This window comes from Streptococcus sp. SN3 (assembly GCF_030439905.1).
The window spans coordinates 246783-270490 of sequence record NZ_JAQFJF010000003.1 but is presented as its reverse complement, the minus strand read 5'-3'; the positions used below and the strand labels follow the sequence as shown (position 1 = coordinate 270490).

Sequence of the window (23708 nt, the reverse complement as noted above, 5' to 3'; positions counted from 1 at the left end):
AATTTATAAAAAAACTTACTTACAAAGGTTATAAACCTTATTAAATCAACGTTTGAAAGGATAATAAAAGAAAATATGACGAAAATTCGCGGATTCGAGCTGGTTTCCAGCTTTATAAATGAAGATTTGCTGCCCAAGAGAGAGACGGCTCACGCAGCTGGTTACGACTTGAAAGTAGCAGAGCGTACCCCTATTGCGCCAGGGGAGATTAAGCTGGTTCCGACTGGTGTCAAGGCCTATATGCAGCCGGGCGAGGTGCTCTATCTTTACGACCGCTCGTCTAACCCTCGTAAAAAAGGCCTGGTCTTGATTAACTCCGTTGGGGTCATTGATGGCGACTACTATGGCAATCCAGGAAACGAAGGCCATATCTTTGCTCAGATGAAAAACATCACAGATCAGGAAGTCGTCCTTGAAGTTGGCGAACGTGTAGTGCAGGCTGTCTTTGCGCCATTTTTGATTGCTGATGGAGATGAAGCAGAAGGTGTGCGGACCGGCGGATTTGGATCGACAGGGAAATAGAGTAAGAAAATGGCAGACTATTTATTAGTTGTAGATATGCAGTCAGATTATGTTGCTGCAGGAAAAGCATATGATAATGAAGCACTGACTGTGGCTATAAATGACAAAATTGCCAGCTATCCCAGCGACCGGGTTATTTATATTCTCAACCGTTTTTTCTGGGAGAGAAAAGATAGGAAGAAGAAATTTGCGACTGGTTTGCAGGTTGTATCTTCTCGCATCTTTGAGAAGCGTCGGGCTTCTTGTTTTACCAATCCGGATTTAAAAGAGTTTTTAGAGGGAAATGGTGCTAAAAGCATAGAGTTTATAGGGGTAGATGGCAATGGCTGTGTCAAAGCTTCCGTTTTGGCAGCTGTCAAGGAGAATTATCAGGTTTCCATCGATTTGTCCGCTGTCGGAGTTGCCAACCAGAAGAAATTCTCTAAAACACTGAAGCAATGGCAAGATTGCGGAATCAAGATTAGATAGCTTTATGAGGGCATTAGTATGAAAATCATTTTTATCCGTCACGGAGAACCAGATTATTCACTTTTGGAAGAGGCTGGTTATACTGGCTTTGGACTAGATTTGGCTCCCTTGTCGGCTGCTGGTCGTCGGATGGCGACAGAGGCCGCTGCTAATCCTTTGCTGGAACAGGCGGAAATTCTGATCTCCTCTTCTGTGACGCGGGCTTTGGAGACGGCTTCCTATCTGATTCGAGACCGCCAACTGCCGCTTTTTGTGGAGCCTTTTCTGCATGAATGGCAGGTATATGAGAGTGGGATAGATAAGTTTGAGCAGGCTCGGAAGTTATTTTTGGAAAATAATGGTTCTCTTCCTGCAGGAAGTCCTGTCCGTTATGAGACGGCTGAGCAGATGAAAGTCCGTTTTTTGCGCACCATAAACAAATACAGAGAATACGAGACGGTAGCTCTTGTAGCCCACCGCATGCTCATCCGCCAGTTTGTAGTTGATCAGCAGATTGATTTTTGTCAGTTTGTTGAATGTGAATTGAAGTTTTAATGTTTCGTTGTAAAAAGAATCTTAATAAAAGGATTTTGAGATAGAAGAAAATATGAAAGAATTTAAGAACAAGGACTATGCAACAGAAATTCGTCAGAAAATTCCAGGCTATGATGTGATGCTAGATGTGATTTTCCGAGGAGTATTGCTTAGGTTAGCACCCAGTTTAAAAGTCGATAAGGTGTTAGCTTTGGCAAGCCAGACGGATGAGCTGAATGGTTTGGCATCCTTATTTCCTAAGGCCGGATTGACGGTAGTAGAGCCAAGTGAGGCGATGCTACAAGAGCTTAAAAGACAGGCTCATCTGCCTCAAGCGGAGTATCTTAATAGTCGGTTTGAAGAAGCAGTGCTGCCTTCTGCTTATCAGATTTGTTCTTGCTTGCTAGTATTGCAGTTTGTTGAAAATCCCAGCTTATTTCTTCGAAAAATTTATGATTCTTTAAGTGAAGATGGCCTTCTGATTCTTAGCTTTTTTTCCAACCAGCAACTGGGCTATTGGAAAACACTTGCTTCAGAGCTAGGAGCTAATCAGCAACAAGTTCAGCGTACTTATGAGAATCAAGCTGGTTTGATGAATTCCCTCTCGCCTCAAGAAGTTGCAGACATGCTGGAAGAGGCTGGCTTTACTAATATAGAGCAAGTGTGTCAGGTTTTATCAACTTTTGTTTGGATTATTAGAAAATAAGGAGAATCACCATCGCTAAGAAAAAAACGACCTTTGTCTGTCAAAATTGTGAATATCATTCGCCCAAGTATCTAGGCCGCTGTCCTAACTGCGGCTCTTGGTCTTCTTTTGTTGAGGAAGTAGAGGCTGCTGAGGTCAAGCATGCCCGTGTTTCCTTGACGGGCGAAAAGACTCGGCCCATGAAGCTGGCTGAGGTCACTTCTATTGATGTCAATCGGACCAAGACGGAAATGGACGAGTTCAATCGTGTGCTAGGTGGTGGCGTAGTACCTGGCAGTCTGGTCCTGATTGGCGGGGATCCCGGTATCGGGAAATCCACCCTGCTTCTGCAGGTGTCCACTCAGCTTTCTCATCAGGGCACCGTCCTATATGTCAGCGGAGAGGAATCAGCTGAGCAGATTAAGTTGCGAGCGGAACGTCTCGGTGATATTGACAGTGAATTTTATCTCTACGCCGAGACCAATATGCAAAATATCCGTACGGAGATTGAGAAAAACAAGCCAGATTTTCTGATTATTGACTCTATACAGACGGTGATGTCGCCAGAGATTTCCAGTGTTCAAGGCTCTGTTTCTCAGGTTCGAGAGGTGACAGCTGAGCTCATGCAGCTGGCCAAGACCAATAATATTGCGACCTTTATCGTTGGTCACATGACCAAGGAAGGAACCTTAGCTGGTCCTCGAACTTTGGAGCACATGGTGGACACCGTGCTTTATTTTGAGGGTGAACGTCAGCATACTTTCCGTATCTTGAGAGCGGTCAAGAACCGCTTTGGTTCGACCAATGAAATCGGTATTTTTGAGATGCAGTCTGGTGGGCTAGTTGAGGTTGTCAATCCAAGTGAAGTCTTTCTGGAAGAGCGTCTGGACGGCGCGACAGGTTCTTCTATCGTTGTGACCATGGAAGGAACGAGGCCGATTTTAGCAGAGGTGCAGGCCTTGGTGACTCCGACCATGTTTGGCAATGCCAAGCGAACCACGACTGGACTGGACTTTAACCGAGCCAGCCTCATCATGGCGGTTCTGGAAAAACGGGCAGGGCTCCTCCTGCAAAATCAAGACGCCTACCTCAAATCAGCTGGTGGTGTCAAGCTAGATGAGCCAGCCATTGATTTGGCAGTAGCGGTCGCCATTGCTTCCAGCTACAAGGATCTGCCTACCAATCCTCAAGAGTGCTTTATCGGTGAAATTGGCCTGACTGGTGAAATCCGTCGAGTCAATCGCATCGAGCAGCGCATCAACGAAGCAGCAAAGCTGGGCTTCACCAAAGTCTACGCTCCTAAAAACTCTCTGAACGGCCTCAAAGTTCCAGACAATATCCAAGTCATCGGTGTGACGACGATTGGGGAAGTTTTAAAGAAGGTATTTTCTTGATTAAAGTAGTATTGCGAAAAGTTGTTGTGCGTGCTATAATATTGCTAGAAAAAATAGGATTTGTCTGGAAATTCCTATAAGTTGTTTTTCCAGATTTTTTAGGAGGATAATCAACCATGGTAGATCATCGTATGAATGTTTCTATTACCAATAATGCTCAATTTCCCTTGGCGGAGATTGCCTTAGATGTATCAGAGTCTGTTCGTATTCAGACTGGGAGCATGATATACCACACTCCCAATGTTGTCCTGAATGCTAAAGTGAATGCAGAGTCTCAATCAATCTTTGGCAAGGCAATCCAAGCTGTAGGACGTTCTATGGCTTCTGGCGAAGGAGTGTTTATCACTGAAGCAACTGCTCAATCAAATAACGGTCGTCTAGCCTTAGCACCTAATGTACCTGGTCAGATTGTTGCTCTGGAACTAGGTGAAAAGCAATACCGCCTTAATGATGGGGCTTTTCTGGCTATGGATGGCTCTGCCTCTTATACTTTGGAGACGCAGTCGGTAGGTCGAGCTCTCTTTGGTGGCCAAGGAGGCTTTTATGTGATGAGTACCCAAGGTCAGGGGACACTCTTGGTAAATTCCTTTGGCTCGATTCAAAAGGTAGAGCTGCATAATGATAGGATAACGATTGACAATGCCCACGTAGTAGCATGGAGCCGAGAGTTGGAATATGATATTCATTTAGAAAATGGTTTCTGGCAGTCCATGGGGACTGGTGAAGGAGTGGTTAATACCTTCTATGGAACTGGGGAAATTTACATCCAAAGTCTCAATATTGAAACCTTTGCAAATGTTCTTCGCCCACACCTGAATATTGACAATTCTTGAAAATTTCTAGGAGAGACTCAGGCAGTCTCTTCTTTTTTGATGCTTCAGTTTTCCTTTGTTCAAAATATAGGAAAATGTTATAATCAAGTCATAATAAGAAGGAGGCATTTCTTATGCGATTTTCTATGGACAGTAACATGCAGTTTCCTTTGGTTGAGTTGTCGCTCAATCAAGGAGAAACCGTCTTTATCCAGCGTGGCAGCATGGTCTACCACACGCCGAATGTGACCCTGAATACCCAGCTCAATGCAAGCGGTTCTGGCTTGGGACGTTTTGTCAAGGCTGTAGGTCGGTCAATGGTTTCTGGTGAAAGTACCTTTATTACTCAGGCTGTTGCCCAGTCTGATAATGGCTACCTTGCTTTAGCGCCAGATTCTCCTGGTCAAGTCATTCCCCTTCAGCTAGGCGAAAAACAATATCGGCTTAATGACGGCGCCTTTCTGGCTCTTGATGGTACGGCTTACTATACCATGGAGCGCCAGTCTGTCGGCAAGGCTATCTTTGGCGGGCAAGGCGGTCTCTTCGTTATGACGACCCAAGGTCAAGGCACTCTTTTGGCTAATGCCTTTGGTTCTATTAAGAAAATTGAGCTTCATAACCAAGAAGTAACAATTGACAATGCCCATGTAGTAGCTTGGAGCCAGTCTTTGAATTATAATATCCATTTAGAAAATGGCTTCTGGCAGTCTATCGGAACGGGTGAAGGAGTGGTCAACACCTTCCAAGGTACTGGTGAAGTCTATGTGCAAAGTCTCAATCTTCAAACCTTTGCAGGCTCACTCAGCAAGTTTATTCCAAGAAGCTCATAAGAAATAAAACTAGGATAGAAGATCAGGCTAGATGCTGGATTTGACTGTCCTATTTTTTTGTAACAAAGTCGAGAACTGACAAATAACAGAAAAGATGGTAAGATAATATAAAATTATTTGCATATCAAAGTACCAGTAAGGGGAAAGAATGTCATATTTTGAAAACTTTATGAAGGCCAATCAAGCCTTGAAAAGGCAACGGCCGCCTTTATGATTTAGCTGTTAGCACCATCGGATGCTAACTCGTTCGTGGCATTTTTGGCGGATTAAAGAAACGTTAGGAGAATAAAGTGACAATTACTATAAAACCTTATCAGAAATTGGATAAAGAGGCTGTTTTAGAATTATCAATTCAAGCTTGGTCTCCAGTTTTTCCAAAAATGGAAAAAGGAGTTCCTAAGTTTGTTTATGATAATTTTTATCCTCAAGGGTGGGAAAAAAGGCAAATCAATGATCTAACAGCAGTCTTAAATGAAGAGAGTCAGTTTGTCTGGTTAGCTTTTCTGGAGGAAGAATTAGTCGGATGGATTCACATTCGCTTGCACCCTGAGGATAAGATGGGTGAGATTTATATCCTAGCTGTTGCTCCAAGATATCAGCGTCAAGGTATTGGAAAAGCGCTCATGACCTATGCTTGTGATCAGATTAAACAAAAAGGAATGGAAATGGTCATGGTTGAGACGGGTGGTGATCTAGGTCATGCACCGGCTCGTAAAACCTATGAGAACTTTGGTTTTGAACAATGGCCCGTTGCTCGCTACTTTAAGAAGTTATAACTCACGGCTCTTTGTCAACTGTAGTGGGTGATAAAAGCTAGCACAGAGAGCAGTTCATATAGGTTCTCTCTTTTTTGAAGTTAGGGAAGTTCTAAAGCCAAAACCTAGTATGATAAGGTTAATCCGTTTGAACATCAAATAATATAATTAGTCAGGAGTCAAAATGTCATATTTTGAAAACTTTATGAAGGCCAATAAAGCTTATGTTGATCTGCATGGGACAGCGCATTTGCCCATTAATCCCAAGACCAAGGTAGCTATCGTGACCTGTATGGACTCTAGGCTACACGTGGCTCAGGCTCTGGGACTGGCACTAGGAGATGCCCATATCTTGCGCAATGCTGGCGGTCGGGTAACAGAGGACATGATTCGCTCGCTGGTCATCTCTCAGCAGCAGCTAGGAACGCGGGAAATCGTAGTTTTGCATCATACAGACTGCGGGGCACAGACCTTTAAGAATGAGGATTTTACCGCCTATCTTCATAAAGAGCTAGGTGTCGATGTCAGCGAGCAGGACTTTTTGCCATTTACAGATGTAGAGGAAAGTGTGCGTGAGGATATGGCCTTGCTGAGGCAGTCGCCGCTGATCCCAGCTGATGTAAAAATCTCAGGTGCGGTTTATGATGTAGATACTGGTCGAATGACAGTTGTTGAGGAATAGTTGGGAAGTCAATTTCTTTGTCTGCGCATCAGCATTGAAATTGGCTCCTTTTTTATGTTAAAATAGAGAAACGATTTTAATTAGTTAGGACAATGTTATGATTCTTTCCATTATTTCTCAGGGATTGGTTTGGGCCGTCCTAGGTCTAGGTATTTTTATGACCTTCCGGATTCTGGGCTTTCCTGATATGACGACAGAAGGCTCCTTCCCCTTGGGCGGGGCGGTGGCTGTTACCTTGATTACTAAAGGAGTCAATCCTTTTCTGGCAACAGCAGCGGCCGTTTTAGCAGGCTGTGCTGCGGGTGCAGTGACAGGTCTGCTCTATACCAAGGGGAAAATTCCGACCTTGCTTTCTGGGATTTTGGTCATGACCTCCTGCCACTCTATCATGCTGATGCTGATGGGCCGTGCCAATCTGGGGCTTTTAGGCAGCAGTAAAATTCAGGATATTCTGCCCTTTTCAGGGGAAGTCAATGACCTCTTGACTGGTTTGATTTTTGTCAGTCTAGTGATTGCAGCTCTGCTCTTTTTCTTGGATACCAAGCTAGGGCAGGCCTATATCGCGACTGGAGATAATCCAGACATGGCTCGCAGTTTTGGTATCAATACCGGCCGTATGGAGTTGATGGGTCTGATTCTATCAAACGGTTTGATTGCTCTGGCTGGAGCGCTGATTGCCCAGCAGGAAGGCTATGCAGATGTTTCCCGCGGGATTGGAGTAATCGTAGTTGGTCTGGCCAGTCTTATCATTGGCGAGGTACTCTTCCAGAGTCTGACCTTGGCAGAGCGGCTGATTACCATTGTAGTTGGTGCGATTGCCTATCAGTTCTTGATCTGGGGTGTCATTGCTCTCGGCTTCAATACCAACTATCTCCGTCTTTACAGCGCGGTGATTCTGGCCGTCTGTCTCATGATTCCAACCCTGAAAAATAAATTCTTTAAAGGAGCCAAGTTAAGCAAATGACAGCGATTGTAGAATTAAGAAATGCAACCAAGCTTGTAAAGAGCGGCTTTGATGAAGAAAAAATCATCCTAAATGATGTTTCTTTAGACATTCACGAGCATGATTTTATTACAATTTTAGGTGGAAACGGTGCAGGAAAGTCAACCCTGTTCAATGTCATTGCCGGAACTCTCCCCCTAACCAGCGGCAGCATTCATATCTTGGGGGAAAATGTCACTCATTTTTCACCAGAAAAGCGGGCCAAGTACCTGTCCCGTGTCTTTCAGGATCCTAAGATGGGAACGGCTCCGCGGATGACAGTGGCGGAAAATCTTCTCATTGCCAAATTCCGAGGCGAAAAGCGTGGCTTGGTGCCCCGTGGACTCAACAGTTACAGGGAAGAGTTTCAGGCGACGATTGAGAAAATCGGCAATGGTCTGGACAAGCATCTGGATACACCGATTGAATTTCTTTCTGGCGGACAAAGACAGGCTTTGAGTCTGCTCATGGCAACGCTCAAGCGCCCAGAGCTTTTGCTTCTGGATGAGCATACTGCGGCGCTGGATCCTAAGACCAGTGTAGCCTTGATGGAGCTGACCAATGAATTTGTCAATCGTGACCGCCTCACAGCCCTTATGATTACTCATCACATGGAGGATGCCCTCAAATACGGTAACCGACTAATCGTTATGAAAGATGGGCAGATTATTCAGGACTTGAACAAAGAAGAGAAGGGCAAGATGACCATCGCGGATTATTATGGCTTGTTTGAATAGGCTTGCTCAGAGTTTTGTAAAAACAAGAGAAAGAATATGTACTAAATAATGTATTGCTCCCACAACGTTAGACAATTAATGATCAAAAGGCTCTCGTAGATTAATAAAAACCGCTAGATTGCGGTTTTTTTGTTATCAAAATAGTCTAAATCACTCATCTAATCGAATAAACATCATTGCGTTAAGTAAGGAGATGAGTGCGACCGTATTAATATTATTGGAATAGATCAGTCTCTTATTCTCAATGGGTGGAATAATAAAATTAGAAATGATGATATCGTAAGGTGATTCTTTTAAAGAATCGATTGATAGTTCTAATTTATTCCAAACCTCAAGTTCAAAATTGTTGCTGCAATAATAAGAAAGGGTCTCTGCTACTGATTTTGCATGATACTGATCAAAATTACTCATGACTAAAACTTTTAATTTAGGCTGATTTTGTAAAAGATTCAGCACTAAATGTTTGCTGTGAGTGATAAAAGTATAGGATAGGTGGTTGACTTTCATTGGTGTGCTATGGATATCCAAAGTCTCTAGGTAATGTTCAATCCCTTTTTTAATATCTGAAACAAATTGAGGGAAAATATTTTGAAAGTTCTTGATGGTATTCCCTTTTTGATCAAACAGAATAAACTCTGTAGATAGTTCCTGACGATGCAGATGTGCTGTATTATGCAAATGCCAAATAAGATTGTCATTATTGTCTATTTTTAGATTATATTTGCTTTCTATCTGATCAATTAAATCACTTAATAATTGATACGAATTTTTTACATAGCTGTCTGTTTTTGCGCAGCTCATAAATAGATTTTCATCAATGAAAAACATTTTTTGAAAATAGGAGACAAATAGTTGACCTATCACTTCTTTATTCAGAGAGATATGATATTCAGAATCAAAGCTCGCTACAATGTCTTCGATTCCTTCTGCCTGCATGAAAGATTCTAACAATTGATTGTTAAAAGAATCTTTCTCAACTTCCAAGAAATGACCAAACTTTATTCGATATAAATTCGTAACGAGGAGCAATTTTAACATTCGTTGAGTTGCGAAATTGACAGGAAATGCAGTTTCTTTATAGACCAGTGCTAACAGCTTACACAAAGGTTCTACTGAAAAATCTGTAAAGGGCCATTCAAGAAAATAATATTTTTCCGAAAAATATTGTGCAAAAAAATAGCGGATATCAATCTCATCTCCAATAATCCGAGCAGGATTGAGACTAATTTTAAAATTATATTGTTTTTTTATAATTTTGTTAATATGACTGATTATACGATAGAGTGATGAAGAGCTTATATAAAACTCTTTACAAATATTCTCAGTTTCATATTCTTCGTTAAAGAAGATGAATTCTAAAATTGAAAAATGGGTTGAATGCTTAAAAAAATGGTGATAGACCATCTCAATATCACTATCATCGGTATTAATGATACGTATACCATTAGTGGACGAGTGAAAAATCAATTGAGGAAACGCAGACTTGACATGGGATAAATCATCTTTTACTGAACGTTCTGTACAATTCAATAGTTCAGCCAGTTCAGAAATATGAAACCAGCGTTTGTTTTTAAATAGTAGTTCTAATAGTTCTAATTGCCTGTGGCTCTTTTTAGACAGTAATTCTCGCATTAAAATATTATCTTTCTTTATATAGTGTTTTTATTATCAGGCAATTATACCATATTTTATGCATTTAACCTCGTTTAACAACTCTAAAATATATCTAAAAATGCTGATAAAAGCCTATAGAACAAGGAATTCTTATCTTTGCGTATCTATAGTACAGATAAACGGAAAGAAAACCAAGTTGAATTATTATGTTTCCAAGTTGGAAAATTATATAATTATGTTAATCAAAAAATAATAGTAAAAAATATTATTAAACAATTTTGATTTAGAAAAAATTAGAAAGGAGAATCAATATGCTTTGGTCTATTATTGTTGGAGGTGTTATTGGTCTTATTGCTGGATCAATCACTAAAAAAGGCGGCTCAATGGGTGTTATTGCAAACGTTGTTGCAGGTTTAGTTGGTTCTGCTGTCGGTCAGTCACTTTTGGGAACTTGGGGTCCTAGTTTGGCTGGTATGGCCTTGCTTCCTTCTATCATTGGTGCAGTTATTGTAGTAGCTGTTGTATCATTTTTTGTAGGTAAAAATGCATAAATTGTCTTTTTACTTTCAAAATACAATTTAAAATTTAATGATGTGAGGATTCAATATGTCAAAATCAAGAAAAATACTTTCCCTTATTTTCTGTATTTTAATCTTGACAATTTTGATTCCTGTTTTGCTAGACTTTCATAAAGTCAGCGGTCTGGGGCTCCAGTTATTTAGTTGGAAGTTATTCACGTGGAAGCAGATTCCTTTTGTGGGCTACTATCTTTCTAGGTATGTTTTCTGGGGCACTGTGGTTTTAGCAAGCTTAATCTTACTACTAATGTTAGTGATAGTTTTTTATCCTAAGAGACGTTTGGAAATTCAGCTAGCTGATGCGGATGGGAAACTGATGCTGAAAAATTCAGCCATTGAAGGGTTTGTTCGTAGTCTGTTAACAGACCACGGTTTAATTAAAGATCCTACAGTTTCAGTAAATAGCCGTAAAAACAAATGCATGGTTTCCGTTAAAGGGGCAATCGTTCCTTCGGAAAACATCATCAAGAGAAGTCAGTTGATTCAAGAAGAAATTGCGTCTGGATTGACAGAATTCTTCGGAATCAATCATAATGTCAAGCTTAAAATCTCTGTCTCAGACTTCAAGCCAAAAGAATCGGCTAAAAAAACTACTAGCCGTGTAAAGTAAGGAAGTAAAAAATGGAATGGTTTAAAAAATATCAATATCCAATCTTGTCTGGATTAGCAGGCATTATTCTAGCGTGTTTTATCCTATCCTTTGGCTTCTTTAAGACTCTATTTGTCTTGATTTGCGCTACTCTAGGGGCAGGAATTGGATATTATATTCAAAAAAATAATATATTTAAATAATAAAGGAGTTTAATATGTCACATAAAGATGTTAAAGAAGTAAAAGATGTTGCAAAAAAGGAAGTTGCTCCAGCAACTCATGAAGTAAAAGGTGAATTGACTTACGATGACAAAGTCATTCAAAAAATCATTGGTATCTCTTTAGAGAAAGTTTCAGGCTTGCTTGCTGTTGATGGTGGCTTCTTCTCTAACTTAAAAGATAAAATTGTCAATTCTGACAACGTGACTCATGGTGTCAATGTTGAAGTTGGTAAAGAACAAGTAGCTGTTGACTTGAACGTAGTTGTGGAATATCAAAAGAATGTCCCTGCATTATATGAGGAAATCAAAAAAGTTGTTGTAGAGGAAGTATCTAAGATGACTGATTTGGAAGTTGTTGAGGTTAATGTCAATGTTGTTGATATTAAAACAAAAGAACAACACGAAGCTGACTCAGTAAGCCTGCAAGATCGTGTGACAGATGTTGCTGAATCAACAGGTGAATTTGCTTCAGAGCAATTCGAAAAAGCAAAATCTGGCATTAGCGGTGGTTTCTCAGCTGTTCAAGAAAAAGTTGGCGATGGTGTAGAGGCTGTTAAAGACGCTGCATCAAATGAAAAAGCTCGCGTTCGTTAATTCTCTAGCTGAGATTAGGAATTCTTATATTCTTTCATTGCTTTAAAAATTGAAACTAATAACGGAGGTATCAATTATGTCTACAGAAGAAAAATTCAACCAAGCTAAAGGTTCTGTTAAAGAAGGCCTTGGCAAATTAACTGGTGATAAAAAAACAGAAAAAGAAGGAGCTGCTGAAAAAGTAGTTTCTAAAGTTAAAGAAGTTGCAGTAGATGCCAAAGATGCTGTTGAAGGCGCAATCGAAGGCGTTAAAAATATGGTTAAAAAAGACGATAAATAAAACCAATAGTTGATTTTCCTTATAAAAAGTCTTTGTTAGCTATAGTTACTGATAAAAATTATCTAGAATTTAAAGGAGATCATTTTAAGGTCTCCTTTCTTTTTTCTTAGCTAAAAAGTTTTTTAATTTCTTAGTTGTAAACGCTTGCAAAAATCTGGATAGAGTACTATAATAGAATTAAGGAAATAGAAAGAAAGGAAACCAAATTCATTCGGTTTTAAGTTTACTTTGTTGGTATAGTTGTTTGTAATACATAAGTAGTTGCTTTACTTGACATATTGGTTGAATTGTCAGACAGGCCTGCTTAGCTTGCCTGATTGTAACGATAGTATAGAAAGTAGAAGCTTTTAGATGGTTTTCAAACTTCGAGAATTCAATCAATAGTGCTTTATTATGTTATAGAGATTTCCAATGCTAAGATAAAAAGAAAATCATTAGCGGTTGAAGGAATTAAAAGTTTATAAAAAATAATAAAAACAATAAATCAAAAAAATTGTTATTCAGTTACACCTTGGATGAACTGATTGCTCTCATACCAGCGAAGTAAACCAGACCTCTAGCCGAGTAAAGCTAGAGGTCGTTTTTGTTGTAGAGGGTGCTAAGAAGGCACGCTTGACTTTGAAAAAACATGAAAAAATGCTATAATAGGTTAGATATGCGAACCTTAGGTTTGCAAGACTGTAATTCGACTTGGCTAGCCAAGGACCGTTAGTAATAAAATAAAGAATCTTTGATAAAAGTGAGGTTCTGAAAATTGAATAGGAGAAAAAATGAGCAAGAGCAATATTAAATTGATTGCTTTAGGCGGCGTACGTGAAAATGGTAAAAACCTCTACGTTGCCGAAGTGGATGATTCCATTTTTGTATTGGATGTTGGGTTGAAGTACCCAGAAAATGAGCAGTTGGGTGTGGATTATGTCGTTCCCAACATGGACTATTTGTTTGAAAACAAGAAGCGGATTGCGGGTGTCTTTCTGACGCACGGACACGCGGATGCGATTGGTGCTCTGCCTAATCTTTTGGCAGATGCTAAGGTGCCGGTTTTTGGATCAGAATTGACGATTGAGCTGGCCAAGCTTTTTGTTAAAAATAACGATGCGGTTAAGAAGTTCAATGATTTCCATGTGATTGATGAAAATACTGAGATTGAATTTGGCAAAACAGTGGTTTCCTTCTTCCGGACGACTCACTCGATTCCTGAGAGTTTGGGAGTTGTCATCAAGACCAGAAAAGGCAGTATCGTTTATACAGGCGATTTCAAGTTTGACCAGTCTGCCAGCCCGTCCTATGCGACAGACTTTGGCCGTTTGGCTGAGATTGGCCGCGAGGGTGTTCTGGCCTTGCTCAGTGATTCAGCCAATGCAGATAGCACTGTTCAGGTGGCTAGCGAGAGCGAGGTCGGCAAGGAAATCGAAGATACGATTGCTGACTGGGATGGTCGTGTGATTGTTGCGGCGGTTGCCAGCAACTTGTCTCGTATCCAGCAGGTCTTTGATGCAGCGGCAGAGACTGGCCGCCGTGTGGTTTTGACAGGCTTCGATGTTGAAAACATCGTTCGTACGGCTATCCGCCTCAAGAAGCTGTCCTTGGTGGACGAACGCCTCTTGATCAAGCCCAAGGAAATGTCTAAGTTTGAAGACCATGAGCTGATTATCTTGGAGACTGGCCGGATGGGTGAGCCTATCAATGGCCTGCGCAAGATGTCAATTGGACGTCACCGCTATGTGGAAATCAAGGAAGGCGATTTGATTTACATCGTAACGACGCCGTCAATTGCCAAGGAAGCGGTCGTGGCTCGTGTAGAAAATATGATTTATCAGGCTGGGGGCATTGTCAAGCTGATTACCCAAAACCTGTGGGTGTCGGGTCACGCAAATGCGCGTGATTTGCAGCTCATGATTAACCTGCTGCAGCCTAAGTACCTCTTCCCGATTCAGGGTGAGTACCGCGGCTTGGATGCTCATGCCAAGGCTGCCATGGAAGTTGGCATGCTGCCGGAAAATATCTTCATTCCTAAGCGGGGCAGCATTATGGAATACGACCATGGTGATTTTGTGCCGGCTGGTGCAGTATCAGCTGGAGATGTCATGATTGATGGAAATGCGATTGGCGATGTGGGTAATATCGTCCTCCGCGACCGCAAGGTCTTGTCTGAAGATGGTATTTTCATCGTGGCACTCACAGTTAACCGTAAGGAAAAGAAAATCATTTCCAAGGCTAAAGTACACACCCGCGGATTTGTCTATGTCAAGAAGAGCAGAGATATTTTGCGTGAAAGCTCTGACATTATCAATAAAACAGTGGAAGATTATCTGGCGCAGGATAGCTTTGACTGGGGTGAGCTGAAGGGTGCTGTCCGTGACAGTCTGGCCAAATATCTCTTTGACCAAACCAAGCGTCGCCCAGCTATTTTGCCGGTTGTTATGGAAGTGCGGTAAAAATCTGAACACGAATACAAGAAAAGTCGGGCTTCGGCTTTTTCTTGTCAGTAAGATACGAAGGAGAAATGCGAATGGCAGTGATGAAAATAGAGTATTATTCTGAAGCTTTGGAGATGGAATGGGGCGTTAATGTCCTCTATCCGGATGCAGCTCGCGTAGACAAGCCGGATGATAAGGATATTCCTGTTTTGTATCTGCTTCATGGTATGAACGGGAATCACAATAGCTGGCTCAAGCGCTCGAATATTGAGCGTCTGGTTCGCTCGACTAATCTGATTGTTGTCATGCCTAACACCAGCAATGGCTGGTACACCGATACTCAGTACGGCTTTAACTATTACGAAGCCATCGCTGAGGAGCTGCCTCGGGTGCTCAAGCGCTTTTTCCCAAATATGTCGGATAAGCGGGAGAAGAATTTTATCGCTGGTCTTTCCATGGGCGGATACGGAGCCTTTAAGCTGGCTCTCAAGTCTAACCGTTTTTCATACGCAGCTAGTCTTTCTGGCGCTTTGAGTTTTCTTGATGCTCGTCCAGATAATGCTGAAATGGCAACGCCAGCCTATTGGCGAGGAGTTTTCGGAGACTATAAAGACTGGACTAGCAGCCCCCATTCGCTGGAAAGTATAGCCAAGCAATCTGATAAAAAGACCAAGCTTTGGGCTTGGTGCGGCGAAGAGGATTTTCTCTACAAGGCCAATCAAGAGGCAGTGAAAAATCTGCAAGACTTAGGCTTGGAGATTACTTACAGCCACAGTCCAGGTAAGCATGAGTGGTATTACTGGGAAAAGCAGCTGGAGAATGTGCTGGCCTGGCTTCCTATCGACTTCCAGCTGGAAGAGCGCCTATCGTAAAAATAGACTGTAAAGTCGTATTCTGCCCTCAGAGTATGATATAATGATTACGTTTGAAAATCGGAGTGGGAATGATTCCCCGAAATACAAATAGGAGAATGGAACTTTGACAAAAGCGATTCGAGTGCGTTATGCACCAAGTCCGACTGGACTTTTACACATCGGAAATGCGCGGACTGCGCTCTTTAACTACCTCTATGCTCGTCACTATGGTGGAACCTTCATTATCCGTATCGAGGATACAGACCGCAAGCGCCATGTAGAAGACGGAGAACGCTCACAGCTTGAAAACTTACGCTGGCTGGGTATTGACTGGGATGAAAGTCCTGAGACTCACGAAAACTACCGCCAGTCTGAGCGCTTGGATATTTACCAAAAATATGTCAATGAACTCTTGGACAAGGGCTTGGCTTACAAGTCCTATGTAACTGAGGAAGAATTAGCGGCTGAACGCGAACGTCAGGAAGCAGCTGGTGAAACACCGCGTTATATCAATGAGTTTCTAGGTATGTCAGAGGACGAGAAGGCAGCCTATATTGCTGAGCGCGAAGCAGCGGGCGTTATTCCGACGGTTCGTCTGGCTGTCAATGAAGCTGGTGTCTACAAGTGGACGGACATGGACAAGGGCGAAATTGAGTTCGAGGGTGGCAATATCGGTGGTGACTGGGTGATCCAGAAGAAAGACGGCTACCCAACCTACAACTTTGCTGTGGTTATTGATGACCATCTAATGGAAATTTCACACGTTATTCGTGGAGATGACCACATTGCCAACACACCTAAGCAACTCATGGTTTATGAAGCTTTAGGCTGGGAAGCTCCAGAATTTGGCCACATGACCTTGATTATCAACTCTGAAACTGGCAAGAAACTGTCCAAGCGCGATACCAATACTTTGCAATTTATCGAAGATTATCGCAAGAAGGGCTACCTGCCAGAAGCAGTCTTTAACTTTATTGCACTGCTGGGCTGGAATCCTGGCGGTGAGCATGAAATTTTCTCTCGCCAAGAGTTGATTGAGCTTTTTGATGAAAAACGTCTCAGTAAGTCCCCAGCTGCTTTTGACCAGAAGAAGCTGGACTGGATGAACAACGAATACATCAAGAATGCGGATTTTAACACAATCTTTGCTCTGGCTAAGCCATACTTGGAAGAAGCAGGTCGTTTGACTGATAAGGCAGAAAAGCTTGTAGAGCTCTACAAACCACAAATGAAGTCTGTAGACGAAATTGTGCCGCTGACTGACCTCTTCTTTGCGGACTTCCCAGAGTTGACAGATGCGGAGCGTGAGGTCATGGCTAGTGAAACGGTACCGACTGTGTTGACAGCCTTCAAGGAAAAGCTAGAAGCTATGTCGGACGCAGATTTTGTGACAGAAAACATCTTCCCTCAAATCAAGGCTGTCCAAAAAGAGACAGGGATCAAGGGCAAAAATCTCTTTATGCCGATTCGGATTGCCGTTTCGGGTGAAATGCATGGACCAGAGCTGCCAGATACGATTTACCTATTAGGCCGCGAAAAATCCATCCAGCATATCGAAAACATGCTGAATCAAATTCAATAAGATGAACCAGCTTGAAAGCTGGTTTTTACTTTGCAAATTTTTGTTTTTATGTCACACTTGTAATAAGAAAATCCTTTAAGGAGATAAAAATGAAAAAATGGATCATCATCTTGATTGGAGGACTAGTAGCCTTACTCGTGTTAGTAACCTGTAACCAAAAGAAAGAGCAGACGAATCCTGCTTCCAACAATTCTAAAGCAAGTTCGACTAGCTCTGCATCTTCTAAAAAGTCTGAGAGAGGGGCCAGTTCGAGCGAACTTTCTGGCGACTCAGATAATCAAGAAACTTCTGATGTTGGCTCTCAGCAGCATTCGGAAACAGAAAGTGAAAAGTCTACCAAGGGAGCTAGCAAAGAAGAGAAAGAGATGGCACCAACTTCTAATTTGGATATGAAGGCTATTGCTTCTGGAGATTTTTCCAGCATGATTGGTACTTGGCAGGATGCCAAAGGGAACAGCTATACATTCGATGCGTCTGGTATTGAGTCAGATGTTGCCAAGCTTGAGACAGGAGATTACTCTGGGCCAGATGAAAATGGGATTTACCGAGCAGGGATTCGTTGGAAAAACCAAACCGGTGCTGCCTTTCTCATCATTCCAGCAGGAAAGAGTTTGCCAGCCGGGGAGACTGTCAATGGGACAGATCCGACTGATACCAGTCAAGATCGTTTCATCATCACCCAGAGCGTTTCCGAACATCCCGATGTTTTTTACCGCGTAAAATAAGGAGTCTTGACGGACTCTTTTTTTCTTGTTTTGAGTCCAGTATATAATATATTGATTTTGAATAAAAATTGATAAAACGTTTTTATTTTAATAAATATTAAAATTTCTCTTGACATTCGCATTTTCATACAGTAGAATGTTTAAAAATAAAATGTAGAAGGATAGAGGTAATCATATGGTTAAAGAGAAAGTCATTTTAGCATATTCCGGCGGCTTGGACACTTCAGTGGCCATTACTTGGCTGAACAAGGATTATGATGTGATCGCGGTCTGTATGGACGTAGGTGAAGGAAATGATTTGGATTTCATTCATGACAAGGCGCTGAAAGTTGGCGCTATCGAATCACATGTTATTGATGTTAAAGACGAGTTTGCAGAAGACTACGTCTTGGTTGCTCTGCAAGGACACACCTTCTACGAACGAAAATATCCTCTAGTGTCCGCTCTGAGCCGACCTTTGATTTCCAAGAAATTGGTTGAAATTGCCCACAAGACGGGGGCGACAACCATTGCCCATGGCTGTACCGGAAAAGGAAACGATCAGGTACGTTTTGAAGTGGCTATCGCCTCCTTGGATCCCAGTCTCAAGGTCATTGCTCCGGTTCGGGAGTGGAAATGGTCTCGGGAAGAAGAAATTAATTACGCCAAAGCTAATGGTGTGCCAATTCCTGCAGATCTAGATAGCCCCTACTCAGTCGATCAAAACCTTTGGGGACGAGCTAATGAGTGCGGAGTTTTAGAAAATCCTTGGAATGAAGCACCGGAAGACGCCTATGATTTGACGGTTGCGCCAGAAGAAGCGCCAGATAGTCCAGTCTATGTAAATATTGACTTTGAAGCTGGTGTGCCAGTTGCTTTAGATGGCAAAAAGATGAAGCTGGCGGACTTGATTCTTGAGCTGAATAACTTGGCAGGACAACACGGTGTTGGTCGGATTGACCATGTGGAAAATCGTCTGGTGGGGATTAAGTCTCGGGAAATCTATGAATGCCCTGGGGCGGTGACTCTCTTGGCTGCCCACAAGGAAATCGAGGATCTGACTCTAGTCAGAGAATTGGCTCATTTCAAGCCGATTATTGAAAACGAACTGTCCAATCTCATCTACAATGGTCTCTGGTTTAATCCAGCGACAGAAGCTTTGATTGCCTATCTCAAGTCCACTCAGCAGGTGGTCAATGGAACAGCTAAGGTGAAGCTTTATAAGGGCTCTGCGACAGTCGTAGCGCGTAAGTCTGACAATTCTCTCTACGACGAAAGTCTGGCTACCTATACCAGTGCAGATACCTTTGACCAGGATGCCGCGATTGGTTTTATCAAGCTGTGGGGGCTTCCGTCTAAGGTTCACGCAGAGGTTCAGGCTCACAAAGACAAATAGAAAGGGGCTTTTCCTATGGCAAATCATAAACTGTGGGGTGGGCGTTTTGAAGCCTCTCTGGAGGGATGGGTAGAAGAGTTTGGCGCTAGCATTGGCTTTGACTATCGTCTGGCTCCTTATGATCTGCAGGGCAGCCTAGCCCATGTCAAAATGCTGGGGCAGACAGGAATCATTGCTCCAGAGGAAGCGGCTGCTATTCAGGCAGGATTGGAAAAGCTGCTGGCACGTTATGAGGCTGGAGAGATTGAGTTTGATGTGCGTAATGAAGATATTCATATGAATATGGAGGCTCTTCTGACCGAGGAGATTGGGCCAGTAGCTGGTAAGCTCCATACGGCTCGCTCGCGTAATGACCAGGTGGCGACAGATATGCACCTTTATCTCAAGGATCAGCTCGGTCAGATTGCGGATAAACTCTTGAATTTGCGTCAGGTGCTGCTGGACTTGGCACAAGAGCATGTAGAGACCATCATGCCAGGCTATACCCATCTGCAGCATGCTCAGCCGATTAGCTTTGCCCATCATCTGCTGGCCTATTATCAGATGTTCAGCCGTGATAGTCAGCGCCTTGACTTTAATCTGGAGCATACGGATTTGTCTCCTTTAGGAGCAGCGGCTCTGGCGGGGACAACATTTCCGATTGACAGGGAGCTGACGGCTGATTTATTGGGCTTCAAAGGTATTTACCACAATTCCTTGGATGCGGTAAGTGATCGAGACTTTATCTTGGAATTTCTATCTAACAGCAGCATTCTCATCATGCATCTGTCTCGTCTCTGCGAGGAGCTGATTAACTGGTGCAGCTATGAATATGGCTTTGTCAGTCTGTCAGACACCTTTAGTACAGGATCATCCATTATGCCGCAAAAGAAAAATCCGGACATGGCGGAGCTGATTCGGGGTAAGAGCGGCCGGGTCTATGGCCATCTCTTCAGTCTTCTGACGGTTATGAAATCCCTGCCCTTGGCCTATAATAAGGACCTGCAGGAAGACAAGGAAGGCTTGTTCGATACGGTAGATACCATCCAAAAATCGCTGGATATTATGGCGGGTATGCTGTCTAGTATGACAGTAAACAAAGAAAAAATGCTGGTTTCAACCCAGCAAGACTTCTCTAATGCTACAGAATTGGCTGATTATCTGGCCAAGAAAGGACTGCCTTTCCGGGAAGCCCATGAGATTGTCGGAAAGTTGGTGCTGGAATGCAGCAAGGCAGGCTATTATCTACAGGATATCCCGCTGAGCCGCTATCAGGAAGTGTCGTCGCTGATTGAGGAAGATATTTATCAAGCTCTTGAGTCGCAGACCGCTGTACAAAAGCGGGATTCCCTTGGCGGGACAGGATTTGCACAGATCCGTCAGGAGTTGGAACGGGCTAAGAAACAGCTGGAAAAGAAATAAGATATAGGGAACATCGCAAGGGAATTGCGGTGTTCTTTTGGTGAATTGACCTTTTAAATATTTGCAAAAACGGCGTCATAGCAGCTCTTATTGGCATTTTCGAAAAATATGGTATAATAGATATAATTTTGGTGGATGGAGTTGAGTTTTGAGAAAAAACTATCGCGTCAAGAGCGAAAAAGATTTTAATGCGATTTTTAAAAAAGGACAGAGTTTTGCTAATCGAAAATTTGTCGTTTACATGTTAGAAAAAGAGCAAAAGCATTTTCGGGTAGGAATTTCTGTCAGTAAAAAGCTGGGGAATGCAGTGGTTCGTAATCGTATTAAAAGAAAAATCCGCCATGTCTTGATGCAGCATCAGAAACAGCTAGTCCAGGCAGACTTCGTAGTTATCGCTCGCAAAGGAGTGGAAGAGTTGGACTACCACCAAGTTGAACAAAATTTATTGCATGTATTAAAGATTGCTAAACTTTATCAGGAAGGATTCATTTGTGAAACAGAAAAGTAAATTAGGGATTTTGCTGGTTGCCTCGCTGCTCTTTCTCACAGCCTGCGGAACCAGTCAAGTAACGGCTGATTCAAATGGCTTTTGGGAGAAGCTGGTCTATTTCTTTGCGGACACCATTCGTTTTCTATCTTTTGGTGGAAGCAAGGGGATTGGGATTATTCTCTTTACCTTGATTATTCGGACAGTTCTTCTGCCGGTCTTCCAATTCCAGACGACTTCTTCGCGCAAGCTGCAGGAAGTGCAGCCGCATATCAAGCAGCTACAGGAAAAGTATCCTGGTAAGGATATGGAGAGCAGAACAGCCTTGGCTGAGGAAACTCAAAAGCTCTACAAAGAAAAGGGTGTCAATCCTTATGCCTCATTCATTCCGCTCTTTATCCAGATGCCAGTGCTCTTGGCTCTGTTTCAAGCACTGACTCGGGTTGATTTTATGAAGACAGGTCACTTCCTCTGGCTCAATCTAGGAGCGACAGATCCGACCTTTATTCTTCCGCTGTTGGCGGCTCTCTTCACTTTCTTCAGTACTTGGCTTTCAAACAAGGCCTTGCCTGAGAGAAATGGCGGGATGACAGTCATGATGTACCTGATGCCAGTTGTGATTTTCTTTTTTGCCCTCTATGCAGCGAGTGGGGTGGCCCTCTACTGGGCAGTCTCAAATGCTTATCAGGTGGTTCAGACCTTACTGCTGAGCAATCCTTTTAAAATCATCGCCGAGCGGGAAGCCAAGGAACGGTCAGAGCGCCAATTGGAACAGAAAAAGAAACGTGCCCTGAAAAAAGCACAGAAAAAGAAAAAGTAAGTAAGAAGGAGGACTCTTGCAATGGTTATTTTTACAGGAGCAAGTGTTGAAGAAGCCATTCAAAATGGCTTGAAAACGTTGGATATTCCACGGATGAGAGCTCATATCACTGTTATTTCTCGTGAGAAAAAAGGCTTTTTAGGCTTGTTTGGCAAGAAGCCAGCTCAGGTGGATGTCGAGCCGATTGCTGAGACGACAGTTGTCAAGGCCAATCAAAAGGCTGTAAAAGGTGTTCCCGAAGAGATTAACGCTCAGAATGAGCCTGTGCAGTCTGTCAGTGAAGCAACGGTTGATTTGGGCCGTGTGGTAGCTGCCATCAAGAAGGTCGAAGGAGAAGGCGAAGTTATCTCAGATGAGGTCAAGGCTGAAATTCTCAAAAATGATAAGCAAGCCAATACGATTTTAGAAGAGACTGGCACCATTGATCTTCTCAAGACCAACCAAGCTATTGATGAGGCAGTTGCTCAAGCAGAAGCGGACGATAGCAAGGTTATCTCTTTTGAACAAGCGGCTAAAGACAAGGCTGAGCCGACAGAAACGGAAGAAAGCTCTTTTGCTGACTTAGGCATCCAAGTCGAAGCTGACTACGATATTGAAGAAGTGGTTGACAACGTAACGAACTATGTTCAGAAAATCGTTGATGAGATGGATGTTGAAGCGGGTATTTCCAGCAGCCACAACCGCCGTACCATTAACATGCAGATTGATACCAATGAACCGGGGCGCGTGATTGGCTACCACGGAAAAGTCTTGAAAGCTCTGCAACTCTTGGCGCAAAACTATCTTTATAACCAATATTCTAAGAGCTTCTATATTTCCATTAATGTCAATGATTATGTTGAGCATCGGGCAGAAGTGCTGCAAAGCTATGCGCAGAAACTGGCTCAGCGGGCTTTGGAAGACCGACGCGGTCAGCACACTGACCCTATGTCTAACAGCGAGCGCAAAATTATCCACCGCATCATCTCTCGCATCGATGGCGTGACTAGCTATTCCGAAGGCGACGAGCCTAACCGCTATGTCGTCGTGGATATTGATAGCGAATAAAAAGAAAGCCAGCAGAGATGCTGGTTTTTGCATATAGAAAGGATTTTTATGTCACTTTTTCCAGCTATTGAAAATTATCTGCCTCATCAAGGGGCTAAGTATATATCTCCAGACAAGGCAGGGCAGCTGCGTGAGTCTATGTTGGAGTTGAGAGCTAAAGGCCAGGCGGCACGCAAGGAGTTTGCGGACTTGGTCAAGGATTTTCAGAGTCTCTATCCCAAGCTGACCTTGGAGCGAACCAGCCAGTGGATGAATCAGGCACAGATATTGCGGCCCCATTTTTGGAATTATCTTAAAGGCTATGGGGAAATCACAGAACCTATGTTTGCCCTGCGCTTGTATGGAACTGCAGAAGATTTTGGGGTATCGCTGGAGGTGAGCTTCATGGAGCGCAAGAAAGATGAGCACAGCCTCAGCAAGCAAAATCGGGTCTTGGAGTTGCCTATTCAGTCGCCAGCTTACTATTTTGCTCAGATAGATGGTGTGAGTCAGCGCTTTGAAGGAACAGAGGAAAATCGCCAGTTCCTTACTCGACAGTTAGCGGCCGGTCAGGTTCGTAAGGTCTTAGTCAAATACGATATTCCCCTTTCTCAGACTGCTTCAAGAGAGCAAGTGCTGTCCCAGCTGCAGGAGGCCATGACAGCCTTGATTCCCTTTTATGAGGCAACTCGGACCATATGATTACGTTTACAAAGAGAAAGTTATTTAAGTAAGTATTGACAAAAGCCCCGGAATCATA

At 42.8% G+C, this 23708-nt stretch carries 27 protein-coding genes; 26 read left to right on the top strand and 1 reads right to left on the bottom strand.

Annotation, left to right across the window (positions count from 1 at the left end):
* The first annotated feature begins 75 nt into the window (after positions 1–75).
* From PCY71_RS08125 to PCY71_RS08075, 11 genes are all read left to right on the top strand, one after another.
* Positions 76–522 (top strand): dUTP diphosphatase, encoded by a 447-nt coding sequence (locus PCY71_RS08125; protein WP_301412508.1) that lies wholly within the window; start codon positions 76–78, stop codon positions 520–522.
* A gap of 9 nt (positions 523–531) precedes the next feature.
* Positions 532–990: an isochorismatase family protein gene (locus PCY71_RS08120; RefSeq protein ID WP_002902132.1), complete on the top strand. Its 459-nt coding sequence runs from the start codon at positions 532–534 to the stop codon at positions 988–990.
* Between the two features lie 18 nt (positions 991–1008).
* The gene (locus PCY71_RS08115) at positions 1009–1524 is read left to right on the top strand and encodes a histidine phosphatase family protein (protein WP_002911545.1); all 516 of its coding nucleotides are present in this window, start codon (positions 1009–1011) and stop codon (positions 1522–1524) included.
* Positions 1525–1576: 52 nt separating this feature from the next.
* Positions 1577–2209 (top strand): methyltransferase domain-containing protein, encoded by a 633-nt coding sequence (locus PCY71_RS08110; protein ID WP_002911546.1) that lies wholly within the window; start codon positions 1577–1579, stop codon positions 2207–2209.
* A 5-nt stretch (positions 2210–2214) separates the two neighbouring features.
* Positions 2215–3582 carry a DNA repair protein RadA gene (gene radA / locus PCY71_RS08105; protein ID WP_075202720.1) on the top strand — a complete coding sequence of 456 codons (1368 nt, stop codon included), beginning with the start codon at positions 2215–2217 and terminating at the stop codon, positions 3580–3582.
* A gap of 116 nt (positions 3583–3698) precedes the next feature.
* Complete coding sequence (locus PCY71_RS08100; RefSeq protein WP_002911557.1) at positions 3699–4415, top strand: TIGR00266 family protein; 717 nt, start codon at positions 3699–3701, stop codon at positions 4413–4415.
* A gap of 113 nt (positions 4416–4528) precedes the next feature.
* Positions 4529–5224 carry a TIGR00266 family protein gene (locus PCY71_RS08095; protein WP_002908599.1) on the top strand — a complete coding sequence of 232 codons (696 nt, stop codon included), beginning with the start codon at positions 4529–4531 and terminating at the stop codon, positions 5222–5224.
* A 290-nt stretch (positions 5225–5514) separates the two neighbouring features.
* A complete protein-coding gene (locus tag PCY71_RS08090) occupies positions 5515–6000 on the top strand; it encodes a GNAT family N-acetyltransferase (protein WP_002908601.1) in 486 nt (161 codons plus the stop codon).
* A 163-nt stretch (positions 6001–6163) separates the two neighbouring features.
* Positions 6164–6661, top strand: a complete 498-nt coding sequence (locus PCY71_RS08085; protein ID WP_002905460.1) for a carbonic anhydrase — start codon at positions 6164–6166, stop codon at positions 6659–6661.
* Between the two features lie 97 nt (positions 6662–6758).
* On the top strand, positions 6759–7625 hold the full coding sequence (locus PCY71_RS08080) for an ABC transporter permease (RefSeq protein ID WP_048773883.1): 867 nt from the start codon (positions 6759–6761) through the stop codon (positions 7623–7625).
* Positions 7622–8380: an ABC transporter ATP-binding protein gene (locus PCY71_RS08075; RefSeq protein WP_048773884.1), complete on the top strand. Its 759-nt coding sequence runs from the start codon at positions 7622–7624 to the stop codon at positions 8378–8380. Before PCY71_RS08080 ends, PCY71_RS08075 begins: the two co-directional genes overlap by 4 nt.
* Before the next feature lie 150 nt (positions 8381–8530).
* Here the strand turns inward: PCY71_RS08075 and PCY71_RS08070 are convergent, their stop codons facing one another.
* Positions 8531–10012: a M protein trans-acting positive regulator PRD domain-containing protein gene (locus tag PCY71_RS08070; protein WP_048773885.1), complete on the bottom strand. Its 1482-nt coding sequence runs from the start codon at positions 10010–10012 to the stop codon at positions 8531–8533.
* 293 nt (positions 10013–10305) lie between these two features.
* On the opposite strand from PCY71_RS08070, the gene PCY71_RS08065 reads away from it, so the two are divergent.
* From PCY71_RS08065 to PCY71_RS07995, 15 genes are all read left to right on the top strand, one after another.
* Positions 10306–10545, top strand: a complete 240-nt coding sequence (locus tag PCY71_RS08065; protein ID WP_002920347.1) for a GlsB/YeaQ/YmgE family stress response membrane protein — start codon at positions 10306–10308, stop codon at positions 10543–10545.
* Between the two features lie 55 nt (positions 10546–10600).
* A complete protein-coding gene (gene amaP / locus PCY71_RS08060) occupies positions 10601–11182 on the top strand; it encodes an alkaline shock response membrane anchor protein AmaP (protein WP_048773887.1) in 582 nt (193 codons plus the stop codon).
* Positions 11183–11193: 11 nt separating this feature from the next.
* Positions 11194–11364, top strand: a complete 171-nt coding sequence (locus tag PCY71_RS08055) for a DUF2273 domain-containing protein (RefSeq protein ID WP_002905455.1) — start codon at positions 11194–11196, stop codon at positions 11362–11364.
* 14 nt (positions 11365–11378) lie between these two features.
* Positions 11379–11978, top strand: coding sequence for an Asp23/Gls24 family envelope stress response protein (locus tag PCY71_RS08050; protein WP_048773890.1), 600 nt, complete (start codon positions 11379–11381; stop codon positions 11976–11978).
* 76 nt (positions 11979–12054) lie between these two features.
* Complete coding sequence (locus PCY71_RS08045; RefSeq protein WP_002899152.1) at positions 12055–12258, top strand: CsbD family protein; 204 nt, start codon at positions 12055–12057, stop codon at positions 12256–12258.
* Between the two features lie 770 nt (positions 12259–13028).
* Positions 13029–14696, top strand: a complete 1668-nt coding sequence (locus PCY71_RS08040) for a ribonuclease J (protein WP_301412507.1) — start codon at positions 13029–13031, stop codon at positions 14694–14696.
* 74 nt (positions 14697–14770) lie between these two features.
* The gene (locus PCY71_RS08035; RefSeq protein ID WP_002916601.1) at positions 14771–15550 is read left to right on the top strand and encodes an alpha/beta hydrolase family protein; all 780 of its coding nucleotides are present in this window, start codon (positions 14771–14773) and stop codon (positions 15548–15550) included.
* A 106-nt stretch (positions 15551–15656) separates the two neighbouring features.
* The gene (gene gltX / locus PCY71_RS08030; RefSeq protein WP_301412506.1) at positions 15657–17114 is read left to right on the top strand and encodes a glutamate--tRNA ligase; all 1458 of its coding nucleotides are present in this window, start codon (positions 15657–15659) and stop codon (positions 17112–17114) included.
* An 89-nt stretch (positions 17115–17203) separates the two neighbouring features.
* Positions 17204–17839, top strand: a complete 636-nt coding sequence (locus tag PCY71_RS08025; RefSeq protein ID WP_301412505.1) for a DUF6287 domain-containing protein — start codon at positions 17204–17206, stop codon at positions 17837–17839.
* 175 nt (positions 17840–18014) lie between these two features.
* Positions 18015–19214 (top strand): argininosuccinate synthase, encoded by a 1200-nt coding sequence (locus PCY71_RS08020; RefSeq protein WP_301412504.1) that lies wholly within the window; start codon positions 18015–18017, stop codon positions 19212–19214.
* A 15-nt stretch (positions 19215–19229) separates the two neighbouring features.
* Complete coding sequence (gene argH / locus PCY71_RS08015) at positions 19230–20615, top strand: argininosuccinate lyase (RefSeq protein WP_048773893.1); 1386 nt, start codon at positions 19230–19232, stop codon at positions 20613–20615.
* Between the two features lie 148 nt (positions 20616–20763).
* On the top strand, positions 20764–21123 hold the full coding sequence (gene rnpA, locus PCY71_RS08010; RefSeq protein ID WP_002928077.1) for a ribonuclease P protein component: 360 nt from the start codon (positions 20764–20766) through the stop codon (positions 21121–21123).
* On the top strand, positions 21107–21922 hold the full coding sequence (locus PCY71_RS08005) for a YidC/Oxa1 family membrane protein insertase (RefSeq protein WP_048773897.1): 816 nt from the start codon (positions 21107–21109) through the stop codon (positions 21920–21922). Before rnpA ends, PCY71_RS08005 begins: the two co-directional genes overlap by 17 nt.
* A 21-nt stretch (positions 21923–21943) precedes the next feature.
* The gene (gene jag / locus PCY71_RS08000) at positions 21944–22969 is read left to right on the top strand and encodes an RNA-binding cell elongation regulator Jag/EloR (RefSeq protein ID WP_002908633.1); all 1026 of its coding nucleotides are present in this window, start codon (positions 21944–21946) and stop codon (positions 22967–22969) included.
* Between the two features lie 48 nt (positions 22970–23017).
* Entirely contained in the window at positions 23018–23650 is a 633-nt protein-coding gene (locus PCY71_RS07995) for a hypothetical protein (RefSeq protein ID WP_048773898.1), read from the top strand.
* The last annotated feature ends 58 nt before the right edge of the window (positions 23651–23708 follow it).